The sequence below is a fragment of the Pseudoalteromonas sp. Isolate6 genome (genome assembly GCF_022398435.1).
GTDB classification, from domain to species: Bacteria; Pseudomonadota; Gammaproteobacteria; order Enterobacterales; family Alteromonadaceae; genus Pseudoalteromonas; species Pseudoalteromonas galatheae.
Window position 1 is genome coordinate 1 of the sequence record NZ_JAKEVK010000135.1, and the last position, 12,384, is coordinate 12,384.

The following is a 12,384-nucleotide window of genomic DNA, read 5'->3' on the forward strand; positions in this document are numbered from 1 at the left end:
TCACGAAACCGATAGCTTGTTCTGCTTAAAAATAATACAAAGAAGTGTTGTTGTAAAAAAATAATGAAATGTGATTACTTTGTTTTCTTTTGCATGGATGAAGATTATTTGTCTATAAATCTTTATATGGTCTAGGCTTTTACTATCTCTTATTTGAAGTGTATGAAGATGGATTTACATAGTATTAGAGTCAAAAGTTCGTTGCCTACGGCTGTGCTAACGATCGTGCTGTTATTTGTGTTTTTTGGTTTTTCAGTGCTGCTCAATAAAGTGCAATCAGCACTTGAAATACAAACTGAGAACTATTTAAGAGCCGTGTCAGTGGTACTCAATGCGGATAGGGACTTTTATCAAGCTCAGGAAGCTTACCTCAAACTATTAGCTGGTGAAGATAAGTGGGTGGATTTTGAAGAAAACGCCGAACAGGTCAAACAGCGATATCAAAAATATATTCAGTTTATGTCGCTCCACCAAAGTGAGCTTGGTAGTTTTGCAACTTTTGATGTAGATTTCCAAAGCTGGTATCGCGTTACGGTGGCGAGTATCAAAGCCCCGACAGATAAGGCGCTTCAAATTAAGTCTGCCAAGTTATTTAGTGCGGTTCGTGATGTGCTTGATAGAGCAGGTGAATTAGCCGATGAAAAATCTGCTGCAAGTCGTGCGATAGTGGTTTCTGAGGTTATTCAAATAAAGTGGGGGCTTGGTGTTGGTGCTTTACTTCTTCTTGGTATTGCGTGCTGGATTGCCTATCGAATCCCTCGTCAGCTCGCAAAGCAGATAAATTTTGTTTCCGATAGAATCTCTGAAATCGCCTCTGGGGATGGAGATTTAACTGGTCGCATTGAAATCAAAGGAAACGATGAGTTTGCAAAGCTGTCGCTAAACTTTAATCATTTTCTTGATAGTTTACAGGCAATGGTTACAGCCCTTGTTAAAGATGGCGGTGAATTATCGGCTTTGTCGTCAAAACTGAGTCGTTATGCAACGCAGAGTCATGACCTAATCGATTCGCTTGGTAAGTCATCACATACCATTGTTAGCGCGGTGCATCAGCTAAGTCACTCAAGCCAAGAAGTCTCGTCGGTGGCAGAAAACTCATTAAAAGAAGCTGAAGCTTCACATCGCTACGCAGCACAAGGTAAAACGGTGTTGGCAGATTCAAAACAAAAAATCACTCATCTAGCTGATAATATGGAAGCGGCACTTTCCAGTTCGTTAGCCTTACAAAAAAACTCTGAAAACATTACGCAAGTGCTCGATGTTATTCGCGGAATTGCTGAACAAACTAATTTATTAGCGCTCAACGCGGCAATTGAAGCGGCAAGAGCTGGTGAGCAAGGGCGTGGATTCGCGGTGGTAGCGGACGAGGTTAGGTCATTGGCTACTCGAACACAAGACAGCACTAATGATATTCAGAAGATGTTGGAAGCATTCTCACACAGTGTAGAGGACTCACAAAAGACCATTGAAGGCGGTAAGCAATATGTTGATATTGCGGTCGAAAGTTTTGCAAAGGCAACCGAGTTATTGGAATTAATTGCACAAAGTGCGGTTAAAGTGACTGAGCTTTCAGAACAAACCGCTCATGCAACTCAGCAGCAAAACGCAGTATCTACTGAGATTAGCAGTAGTCTAACCGATTTAAATGACAGAACATTGAATGGCGAGCGCTTGTCTGGAGAAACGCACCAAATTTCGGATGATGTACTGCGAGTCACCAGTAAATTGGTGGATGAATTATCTCAGTTTAAAGTCTAGGGTATTGTAAGGTGCGCTGTGCGGCACACCCTATAAAATCAGTCGTTTGAACAGTTATTTAACCTGAGGTTTGGATAAGGGATGTTCTTACTGGTTATTTAGCAAACTTCTTTGCGTAAGCCTCGGCTTGTTTCCATACGCGCAGGGTATTGCCACCTAAAATCTTTTTGATATCAGCGTCGCTGTAGCCTCTATCTAAGAGACCTTGCACAAGATTTGGATACGTTGACACGTCTTTCAGGCCAACAGGTAGTGAGTCACCCACACCATCGTAATCTGAACCAATGCCTACGTGATCTATCCCTATCAACTTAACGACGTGATCAATGTGATCTAGCACTTGATCAAGTGTGGCAAATGGGAACGGGTTTTTCGCTCTAAATGCTGCCCTAAAGTCGGTGCGATCTTTATCTTTAGCTTCTTTTTGTGCTTCATCACGCTTGTCATACCAAGCACCTGCTTTTGCCGTCACAAAGCTCGAACCAAAGTTAATTTGGATCACGCCGCCATTCTTTGCCAAGGCTTTGAGCATTTCGTCATCCATATTGCGCTCGAAACCAGGCGTGTATTTACGAAGAGATGAGTGTGAAGCGATGACGGGCACTTTTGAAATATCCATTACCTGATAAAAGGCGTCATCTGAAATATGTGATACATCAATGAGCATACCAATTTTATTCATCTCAACCACAAGCTCTTTACCAAATGGGCTTAAGCCTTTCCATTTACGGCGTACGTCATAAGATGAGTCAGAAATATGGTTGCTTTGCGAGTGTGCTAAGGTGATATAACGGACACCACGATCATAAAAATGCTTAAGGTTTTTCATCTCACCTTCAATGGGTGAGCCATTTTCCATACCCATCGCGATAGACATAATACCATTGTCAAATTGCGTATATATGTCGTCGGTAGTGTATGCCATCGCAAATTTATCTGGTGCGCGGTGCGCTAAGGCTTCCATACCGTCAATCAGTTGATTAGCGAGTTGATAGCTTTTACCTTTACCTTCAAACTCTAAATTAGCAGGAATATAAATAGACATAAATGGCGCATTAAGACCGCCTTTTACCGCGCGAGGGTAATCAAAATCACCGCTTTCGGTTGCTTGGCTAACATCATCCCATTTACTTTGGATGCGATATGGAACGTCGATGTGTGTATCAATTAGGATGTTATCGTGAGCGAGTTTAACTGCGCGCTCAGAGGCTGTGTATTCAGTTGCATAGGCGGTAGAAACAGCCAGCGCTAGGGCGCAAAGAGCAGTGCCGAGCTTCATAAGATTACCTTTCCTTTATAGTTATAGAATTTTGATTGTAACAACTCTTGTCACTTCGACAACTCTTTACGATTAGCGATAACTATAAGGAATAAAAGGTTTTCCTAATACTCGTAATCCTCCTGTGCTTGCATTGCTTGAAACTGTTGTTTGCTAACTATATTCACCGATTCATGCAATTCCGAGAAAACGATCAGCGCTTCTCCGGATTTTAGTTGTGCTTTCACTTGCGCTACTTTGCTCTCGGTGCTGACTTCAGTATCGCCATAGTCTGTTCCTTCACGAAGCACATAGTGCTCAATAAGGTTGTCCAGTGTCTCTTGTGGAAGTTGTTGATAGGGAATGAGCATACTACTTAGCCTTACTATAAATTTGTTGTAAATACTGTGGAATAACGCTTTCTAGCCAAAACCTAGGTTTAAAGGGGTTACTTCCCGAAATAAACCCTACGTGACCACCGTGTGGGCTCACTGCGAGCGTCACTGGTGAGTTAACCTGAGCGGCTGTAGGCACAGCTTGCGATGATAGCATGGGGTCATCTTCGGCGTGTATTAGGAGTGTTGGTGTTGTGATCTGGGTTAAGTAGGGCTGCGAACTTGCTTGCGCGTAATAATCTTCCGCACCGTTAAAGCCATGTAGTGGTGCAGTTATCTTGTCGTCAAATTGCCATAGGTCATTAATGGCATAAAGAGCAGGCTTGTCTATCCTAATTTGCGATTGGATGGTGTCTAGCTTACGTGAAAAAGACTTCTTCATCCTGTCTAGCAAGTATTTTTGATAGAGCTTAAAGCAGCTCTTTCTGATCACCTGACAAGAGGAAGAAAGGTGATAAGGTGCTGAGACGACGACGCCAGCCTCAAGACCGCTTTGCGATTTGGTTTCTCCCAAGTATTTGGCAAGTACATTACCACCGAGCGAGAAACCAACCGCAAATAATGGCCGTTTAGGAAAGCGGGCTTTTAGCGTGTCTATAAAAAAGCCAAGATCTGAGGTTTCACCGCTATGATAAGCTCTGGCTTGGCGATTCACTTCACGTGAGCAGTTGCGAAAGTGCATCAGTACGGCATCAAAACCATGGTGTACCAACGCTTTTAATAGGCCTTTTGCATAAAAGCTGTTGATATTGCCTTCTAGCCCATGCAACACAACAACCAACGGTGCCGATTTATCCCCGTGTTTTGCCCATGCAAGTTCTAAAAAATCATCGTCTGGTGTGTCTAGTGTTTCATAGTCGACGGGCACCTGTAATCTCGGCCTAAAGAATCGCGGAAGTATGGTTTGGGCATGGCGGTTGCGCATCCACCAAGCGGGTTTAAATTCGTAATTATTGGCTGTTATTGTTTTCATGGCTTGATTCATAATAGAAACTGCGTCTTTTTGAAGATTGCTCGCAAAGCAAAGAAAGGAAGCTATCCAGTTGCAAAACAGGTTTTGGCCAGTTTAACGTATTATCAGGTGAGGGTTAAGCAAATAAAAAGCACCCGACCAGTAAACTGATAAGGTGCTTTGTGCGTCGTGCTTAATTCTGCAAGTTGGGGAACTACATCGAGCCGATCTTCTACTACTTATTCTTCAATCGCCCCAAGGTAATACATTTAAATCTGTTCTATTGTTCGTTAGGTACTTCAGCGTCCATGACTTTTTTAATGAAAAAGTAGACGTAATAACAGCACAGCAAAATTACAATCCCTAAAAAGCCAAAAGACAGAAACAACACAGGGTCGGAAAAAAAGTCTCTAAAGAATACGTTCATGGCTGTGCCTCCTAATTTGTCGATGAGTAAATAGTAGTGGAGGTCTGAGGGGCTTGATATGATCAAGATCAAGTTTCAATCCTGAGTGAAATTAAACCTAGGCAAAGGCTTGATCTCGATCAGGTTTTATATCTGAGTTGGGTAAATAACAGGGCTTATATTGATTTAATGGCTTAGAAGTCAGTCTTATTGAATAAAGCGTCGTACTCACTCTGACTCAAATAGAGCTGCACATTGCTACTTGATTGCAGTGGCGCAAACGAAAATCGCTGTAATGTCTCCAGCAATAGCGCTTGTTGACGCTTTTCAAGCTCAAGCTCTGCAGCCAGCATCGCTGAACGCAACTTTTGATAGTCTTGGTAGTCTTGATGATGTGTTTTTAGGGTATGGCGGATCGCGCGTTGGGGTTGTAGCACCGCTTGGTCAAATTGCTTAGCAGTCTTTACCAGTGCGGCTAGGGTGTCGGGGGTAATTGTCAGTGCTAAAGTGTCGAGGTAACAAAGTAACAAACAGAGGTTGATATTTTTGTCTGCAGCATCTTGCAAATTCAGCAGCCGCGATTGCATTTGCGGGCGGCTGTAGAATTCACAGGCAAACTGCCAAAAGTCTTTACGACTTAGCATATCTCTCCAGTCTCATCGAAATGGTTTTGCTTTTCTTCTAACTCTTCCAGTGCCATTAATAAGTTTTCTTCTGTGTCATTAAGCTCAGGGGTTATCTTGGCTTGTTTTGCCAGTAAGTCACTTAATTTTGCTTTGTTCTCGTCCGTGTATAGGCTGTTTTCAGCCAAAGCTTGCTCAATTTCATCTGCTTGCTCAGTGAGCTTGTCGAGCTGTTTTTCGAGCTTTTCAATCGACTTTTTCAACGGTTGAATGGCTTTTCTGAACTCGGCTTCAAGACGCTTTTGCTCTTTACGATTGGCATTAGAGTTTTGCTTTGTTTCAGCCTCTGAGGCGCTTGGTTTCGCTTGCTCTTTATTGGCATTCATAAGCCATTGGTAGTAGGCATCTAAGTCATAGCCGAACTGAGAAACGGTCCCATTATCAACTAAATAGTACTCGTCAGCGGTATTTTTCAGCATGTGGCGATCGTGGGAAACCGTTACCATTGCACCCTCGAAACCTTGTAAGGCCATCACAAGTGCGTGTCGCATTTCTAAATCTAGGTGGTTAGTCGGCTCATCGAGTAACAGCAGATTAGGCTTTTGATACACTAGCATTGCAAGTACGAGTCGTGCTTTTTCGCCACCAGAAAACGGCACAACGGGTTCGAGGGCCTTATCACCATGAAAAGCAAAACCGCCCAAGAAATCGCGAATAAGCTGCTCTGGTACTTTAGGGTCTAGACGTTGAATATGGGTAACCGCACTGGCCTCAAGATCGAGAGATTCAAGCTGATGCTGAGCAAAATAGCCTACATTTAATCCTTGGTGTTGAAACACTTCACCAGCTTGTGGAGTTAAATCGCCGGCAAGTAACTTGATTAGGGTCGATTTACCTGCGCCGTTGCGGCCAAGTAACGCAATACGGCTACCTGGGACGAGGTTAAGCTTGATGTCATGCAAAATGGTAACGTCACCATAGCCCGCTTTGGCTTGCTCTAGTGTCATCAATGGATTAGGTAAGCTTGTTGGATCTGCAAATTCAAAATTAAATGGTGAATCTGCATGAGCGGGCGCGAGCATTTCCATGCGTTCAAGGGCCTTCACACGACTTTGCGCTTGTTTTGCTTTACTCGCTTTCGCTTTAAAGCGGGTAATAAACTTCTCTAAATGTGCAATCGTTTCTTGTTGCTTTTCGTAAAGCGCTTGGTGCTGTGCCATGCGCTCTGCTTTTTGACGCTCAAACTGAGAATAGTGACCTTTATAGACGTTGATCTGCTGTTGGTCGATATGCCAAATCTCACCAACAACAGCATCTAAAAATTCGCGGTCGTGAGAAATAAGCACTAATGTACCCTGATAGGCGCGCAAAAAGCGTTCTAGCCAATAAACAGCATCCAAGTCCAAGTGGTTAGTTGGCTCATCCAGAAGCAATAAATCGGCATCGCGGATCAGCGCTTGCGCAAGGTTCAAGCGCATGCGCCAACCACCAGAAAAGTCGCTAACGGCAAACTCTATCTGTTCATTGCTAAAACCAAGGCCATGGAGTAGTTCACCCGCTTTGGCTTCAATACTGTACCCTTTGATGTTTTCTAGCTGTTGGTGTGCTTTTGCTTGTAGTTCACCATCACCATCCCGCTCCGCTTGTTGTAGCTGCGTTCTCAATACATAGTATTCAGGGTGTCCCTGTAGTACATATTCGAGTGCGCTAATGGAGAGTGCTGGGGTTTCTTGTTTTACCGATGCAATAGACCAATCTTTTGGAATAGAAAAATCACCAGAATCGAGTTGCAGCTCGCCTTTTAGCAGCGCAAAGAGAGAAGATTTACCACAACCATTGGCACCGACAAGACCCGCCTTATGTTGTGGGTAAAGCGTTGCATTAGCTTGTTTTAGCAGTGTTTTACTGCCACGAAGTAGCTCGATATCAGAAAGTTGGATCATAATTCTAAAAGTCTGTCTAAATTGCGCGCATCATAACATGGATCCAATCACTTACTCCAAGCGTATCATGACAAATAAAATTAGGATAAAATGACAAACCTTAGACTCAGTGTTCATTAGAGGTGTCGAGTTGAAAGTTAAGAAGCGTTTTATTGCAGGGGCGAGTTGTCCAGAATGCCAAAAAATCGACGTAATGATGCTCTACAAAGAGCATGATGTTGAAAAAGTTGAATGTGTTGAGTGTGGCCATGTAATGTCACAGCCGAAAGACGCGGTACAGGCTTCTACACGCCAGTTTGAGCAAGTCATTGGGGTGTTCAAACCGGAGTGAGTTTTCATCCCGGTTTTCAATTAGTCTGTTAGTAGTGCGGTGGTGGTGGCTCTTGATGTTGAGGCATTAAACCAGGATCGCGGCCTTCTTTCATTTTCTCAGCCAATAGCTCAATTTGACGTTGCATTTTAGCCAAGCGCTGCTGATGTGCCTTCAACTCTTCATTTAAGGTTTCGATTGTATCTTCTTGAAAGGCAAGCTTAGCCTCAAGCTCAGTAATTCTGTTTTCGATTTCATTCATGGCTTTTTCACCTGCGCAAATTTTTCCAGTAGTCCGCTGGAACTTTCGGTTAACAGTGCAGTGTCTCGGTCTTGAAAAGCAACGTCAAATACAACCGCAGACTTGGGGCGGCTTCCCTCCCGGGGTTGTACACGCCAAGTTTGCAGTCGTTCACCATCACTTACTCGCCATAAAATAAGCTCACGGTTAGGTGAGCCGGTGGCCAAGAGCGTAGCGTCTTGATTAAAGCGCACTGCACTGAAAATTTTCTGGCGAGCAATATACTGTAATTGTGCTTTGAGATCACCAGAAGTTAATTGCCAAATGCTCGCTTTTTTCATGCTATCTGCGGTAAAAGCAAATCTTCCTTGGTCATCTAATGCAACTTTGGTCACGCGACTTGGGTGATTAAAGCGATGGATCACTTGCCCCGTTCTAGTATCCCAAAAGTAAGCGGTATAGTCGTTGCCTCCGGTTAAGGCAAAGTGGCCATTGGGAGACATGGCAATAGAATTGATATTTTCTTGATGTCCAAGGAACTCTATTCGCCTTCCGCTTTCTAAGTCGAGATGAACGACAACGTTATCGCTACGGGCATAGAGTAAATATCGGCCCGCATTGCTAATAGTGATATCTCGGATAGTGCCAGACTCGATCTCGAAATACCCTAGATTTTGACCGTTTTCGACACTCCAGATAGCGAATGTCTTATCAGTGGCTGTAACGGCTGTGGAGTTGTCATTGGCTAAAGCTAGTGAGTGAATAAGGTCGTCGGGCGCATCAGAGTGACGCCATTGAAATTTGAGGCCTTGCTCTTGATTATCCCAAAGTACGGCCCCATGCTCTATGGAAGAAACTAGGCTGTAGTGACCATCCACAGAGATCGCAGCAGAAAATGCGCCTCTGCTGGCATGTTCTACGGTCATAACGGCTTTTGAAGTATCAGGGCCACAGCCGGTTAAGGTGAAGCAACTGAGCATCGCGCATGCAAAGAGGAGGCTTGTCCACTTAATGTTGGCGAGTTTGACCATAAATTAGGTAAATCCTCCTTAACTCCGAAGTCTACAACAGGTAGACTAAAGGCACTAAAAACAAGATATTATTTTGATATTAGCGTATTAAAAGCGTAATGTCGTTACGCGATAATGGCAAGCAAATGCATATTGGCATTCTGATCAGAGAATGTTAATGTGGCTAGCACCTTTTCTTATTAATATAAAATTAACAATGGCACCGCATATCAAGCTCTCTTGCGCGAGCATTGGTGTTTTGATAGTAGGGACTGTCGGAGAGTTGAGAATGAAACAGACGATTAAATTGTCACTCGTTGCTGCTTCAGTGTTAGCACTAGTAGCGTGTAATAAAAAAGCTGAAGAGCAAAAGCCTGCTGAAGTTAAGTTGGATACTGAAATGCAACAGCAAGCATACGGTATCGGTGCTTCAGTTGGTAACTTCTTGCAAAAAGATTTAGCAGACAAAAAAGAGCTAGGTATCGAACTAGATCAAGAGCTGCTGATGCGTGGCTTTAAAGATGCACTTGCTGGTGAGGCCAAGTTAGACGAAGCTAAAATTCGTGAAGTGCTAACTGCGCTAGATTCTTCTGTTCGTGAAAAGCAGACAGCAAAAGCTGAAGCTGACGCGAAGAAAAATAAAGAAGAAGGTGATAAGTTCCTAGCCGAGAATGCGAAAAAAGAAGGCGTTACAGTAACTGATTCAGGCTTACAATATGAAGTGCTAAGCGAAGGCGATGGTGAAAAGCCAGTTGCAACTGACATGGTTAAAGTACACTACAAGGGAACTTTACTAGATGGCTCTGAGTTCGATAGCTCTTATGCGCGTAATGAACCTGCAAGCTTCCGCCTAAACCAAGTTATCGCTGGTTGGACTGAAGGTCTACAGCTAATGAATGTTGGCGCTAAGTATAAGTTTACTATTCCAGCGGATCTTGCATACGGCACTCGTGACCTTGGTAAAATTCCAGCTAATTCAACATTGGTATTTGAAGTTGAGCTGCTAGATATTGAAGGTGAAGCTGAAGAAGCTGCTGAGTAATTTGATATTGCTTGCAACGAAAAAGGTGAGATAGCTATCTCACCTTTTTTGTATGCTGGTTCCCGCAAATGTAGACTATTCTGTGTGATTAGAATAAAGGTTATCGATAAGTTCATCTTCCAATTGGAAGCGTAACTCAAGCGTCTCACCTAATACAGACAAGTCGTTATCGAAGTCTGTCAATTCTTGCGTTTCTTGATTTACTTCAGCGTACTTGTCGTTGAAATCAAGTGCGGTATCAGTCGTCTCTGTGATCCGTGGGTACAACGATTGTGCTAATTTTGCACTCTCAGGGCCTTTTTCTTTGCAGGCTTCAACAATGTTGTCATAAATTTCAAAATGACCAGCTGAAAGGTAGTCCATCAAAATCTGACAGAATGACTGAATGTCAACCTGCTCAGGTAGTGCTTTACCATTTCGAGTTGGTGAGCATCCTGCAACTTTATAATATAAAACCAATAGTTCCTGACGCTCTGCTAACCATGCATCAATTACACTATGGCTGCCTCCCCATTTCTGTTGGGCTTGTTCTAACTGCGAAAGCATAGTGATTCTCCTTAAGCGGGTTACCTACCTCTATGGAAAGGGAAACGGGGCAAAAGGTCAACCAATTTTTTCTGTAAAAGCTGAAAAAGATCAAAAGATTATTGGTTTGATTATCGGGAATGTTAACAAATTCAGGAGGATAAAAATAAAAAAACCACCGAGAGAAACTCAAGGTGGTTCAAAATAGCAGTTTAGCTTGTTGCGTAATGTTGTTATTTTTCTAATTGAAGGTGTTTTGTTGTTATTTTTCTAACGCGGTAATTTTATACCAACCTTTTAATCGTGTTGCAAACAGTTTAATCGCTTGTTTCGATGATTTTTACACAAGCTTATGAATTTGTTCCTAATAAAGTGTGATTTAATCTAGATCATAGCGGGACGCTGGTAACGATAGTTTAGATAGTGCCCATGTGCACTTAGTGATACAATCCGCACAATTGAATTTAAGTATTGGAATAGAGACGCTATGAGCGAATTAAAAAACGATCGTTATTTACGAGCGCTATTAAAACAACCAGTTGACGTCACACCAGTATGGATGATGCGCCAAGCTGGTCGTTATCTACCAGAGTATCGTGCTACCAGAGCCCAAGCTGGTGACTTTATGAGTCTTTGTAAAAATGCAGAACTGGCTTGTGAAGTGACATTACAGCCACTGCGTCGTTATCCACTTGATGCGGCGATTCTGTTTAGCGATATTTTGACTATTCCAGATGCAATGGGACTTGGACTTTACTTTGAAACCGGTGAAGGTCCAAAGTTTGAGCGTCCTATCCAATCGTTAGACGACGTTAAAAAACTACCAAAATTAGATCCAACCGATGAGCTCGGTTATGTAATGAATGCGGTGAGTACAATTCGTCGTGAGCTTAAAGGTGAAGTACCACTTATAGGCTTCTCTGGCTCACCATGGACGCTAGCAACTTACATGATTGAAGGTGGTAGCAGCAAAACATTCGGTAAGATTAAAAAGATGGCGTTTGCGGAGCCGCAGACACTGCACTTACTGCTAGATAAAGTGGCTGATTCGGTTATCGACTACCTAAATGCGCAAGTAAAAGCTGGTGCGCAATCGCTAATGATCTTCGACTCTTGGGGTGGGGTGTTAAGCCCACGTGACTACAAAGAGTTTTCACTACAATATATGCACAAAATTGTAGACGGTCTTATTCGTGAAAATGACGGTCGTAAAGTACCCGTGACATTATTCACGAAGAACGGCGGTCAATGGATTGAAGCAATTGCAGCTACTGGGTGTGATGCAGTTGGCCTTGATTGGACGATTGATATCGCCGATGCAAAACGTCGTGTAGGCGATAAAGTTGCACTACAAGGTAATATGGATCCTTCAATGCTACACGGTACTCATGAGCGCATTCGTGAAGAAGTTCAGCATATTTTAGCTGGCTTTGGTGAAGGTAACGGTCACGTATTTAACCTAGGCCATGGCATTACACCTGATGTTGACCCAGAAAACGCGGGCGTGTTTATCAATGCTGTACACGAGTTTAGTCGTCAGTACCATAAATAAGCTAGACCAATCACAGTCAGTGTAGGCGAGCTAACTTTAGGTTTATAAAACTTTCCTTGTCTCTAAATCTAGAGGCAAGGAAAGTTTTTCTCACCTCAACATAGACCACTTAATAAAGATAATTGGTATAAAACATCAGTGATTGGTGTTCTCAGTTATTTACTCACTGTAGGTTGAGCGCCATCGGAACCACCACCTTGTGGTTTAATCGTCATCTGGACATACTGAGCTCTAGGTTGAGCACCATCACCCCCATTGCCACCACCAGAAACTTGCTTGAGCATTGTTGGCTTAAGGTTGAGGATGTTTCTCTTCTTTAATTTCATATTGTTTTCCTTTTTTATATAAATATATGAACAGACAAAATAT

At 43.0% G+C, this 12,384-nt stretch carries 14 protein-coding genes; 4 read left to right on the forward strand and 10 right to left on the reverse strand.

The window, feature by feature from the left end; genetic code table 11:
* Positions 1-168 precede the first annotated feature (168 nt).
* Positions 169-1,758 (forward strand): methyl-accepting chemotaxis protein, encoded by a 1,590-nt coding sequence (locus tag L1D50_RS16040; protein ID WP_138522515.1) that lies wholly within the window; start codon positions 169-171, stop codon positions 1,756-1,758.
* A gap of 94 nt (positions 1,759-1,852) precedes the next feature.
* Here L1D50_RS16040 and L1D50_RS16045 read toward each other — a convergent pair whose 3' ends face one another.
* The 6 genes from L1D50_RS16045 to L1D50_RS16070 form a co-directional block, all read right to left on the reverse strand.
* Entirely contained in the window at positions 1,853-3,037 is a 1,185-nt protein-coding gene (locus L1D50_RS16045) for a dipeptidase (protein WP_239966403.1), read from the reverse strand.
* A gap of 104 nt (positions 3,038-3,141) precedes the next feature.
* Positions 3,142-3,387, reverse strand: a complete 246-nt coding sequence (locus tag L1D50_RS16050; RefSeq protein WP_010607914.1) for a YheU family protein — start codon at positions 3,385-3,387, stop codon at positions 3,142-3,144.
* A gap of 1 nt (position 3,388) precedes the next feature.
* On the reverse strand, positions 3,389-4,396 hold the full coding sequence (locus L1D50_RS16055; protein ID WP_128725618.1) for a hydrolase: 1,008 nt from the start codon (positions 4,394-4,396) through the stop codon (positions 3,389-3,391).
* 247 nt (positions 4,397-4,643) lie between these two features.
* Positions 4,644-4,790, reverse strand: a complete 147-nt coding sequence (locus L1D50_RS16060; protein ID WP_010374526.1) for a hypothetical protein — start codon at positions 4,788-4,790, stop codon at positions 4,644-4,646.
* Between the two features lie 173 nt (positions 4,791-4,963).
* Positions 4,964-5,413: a TIGR02444 family protein gene (locus L1D50_RS16065; RefSeq protein ID WP_128725617.1), complete on the reverse strand. Its 450-nt coding sequence runs from the start codon at positions 5,411-5,413 to the stop codon at positions 4,964-4,966.
* A complete protein-coding gene (locus L1D50_RS16070) occupies positions 5,407-7,335 on the reverse strand; it encodes an ATP-binding cassette domain-containing protein (protein ID WP_239966404.1) in 1,929 nt (642 codons plus the stop codon). The genes L1D50_RS16065 and L1D50_RS16070 overlap by 7 nt, the downstream gene beginning before the upstream one ends.
* 130 nt (positions 7,336-7,465) lie before the next feature.
* Between L1D50_RS16070 and L1D50_RS16075 the strand changes: the two genes are divergently transcribed.
* Positions 7,466-7,666: a YheV family putative zinc ribbon protein gene (locus L1D50_RS16075; RefSeq protein ID WP_010374531.1), complete on the forward strand. Its 201-nt coding sequence runs from the start codon at positions 7,466-7,468 to the stop codon at positions 7,664-7,666.
* A gap of 28 nt (positions 7,667-7,694) precedes the next feature.
* Here the strand turns inward: L1D50_RS16075 and L1D50_RS16080 are convergent, their stop codons facing one another.
* Positions 7,695-7,907 (reverse strand): SlyX family protein, encoded by a 213-nt coding sequence (locus L1D50_RS16080; protein WP_010374533.1) that lies wholly within the window; start codon positions 7,905-7,907, stop codon positions 7,695-7,697.
* Positions 7,904-8,917 carry a hypothetical protein gene (locus tag L1D50_RS16085; RefSeq protein ID WP_239966405.1) on the reverse strand — a complete coding sequence of 338 codons (1,014 nt, stop codon included), beginning with the start codon at positions 8,915-8,917 and terminating at the stop codon, positions 7,904-7,906. Before L1D50_RS16085 ends, L1D50_RS16080 begins: the two co-directional genes overlap by 4 nt.
* A gap of 268 nt (positions 8,918-9,185) precedes the next feature.
* On the opposite strand from L1D50_RS16085, the gene fkpA reads away from it, so the two are divergent.
* Entirely contained in the window at positions 9,186-9,938 is a 753-nt protein-coding gene (gene fkpA / locus L1D50_RS16090) for an FKBP-type peptidyl-prolyl cis-trans isomerase (RefSeq protein ID WP_193554554.1), read from the forward strand.
* Between the two features lie 75 nt (positions 9,939-10,013).
* Here the strand turns inward: fkpA and rsd are convergent, their stop codons facing one another.
* The gene (rsd, locus tag L1D50_RS16095; protein WP_239966406.1) at positions 10,014-10,484 is read right to left on the reverse strand and encodes a sigma D regulator; all 471 of its coding nucleotides are present in this window, start codon (positions 10,482-10,484) and stop codon (positions 10,014-10,016) included.
* A gap of 466 nt (positions 10,485-10,950) precedes the next feature.
* On the opposite strand from rsd, the gene hemE reads away from it, so the two are divergent.
* On the forward strand, positions 10,951-12,015 hold the full coding sequence (gene hemE, locus L1D50_RS16100; protein WP_010374544.1) for a uroporphyrinogen decarboxylase: 1,065 nt from the start codon (positions 10,951-10,953) through the stop codon (positions 12,013-12,015).
* Between the two features lie 155 nt (positions 12,016-12,170).
* Here hemE and L1D50_RS16105 read toward each other — a convergent pair.
* Positions 12,171-12,384, reverse strand: a 214-nt coding sequence (locus L1D50_RS16105) for a hypothetical protein (protein ID WP_239966407.1), incomplete at its 5' end; no start/stop codon positions are given.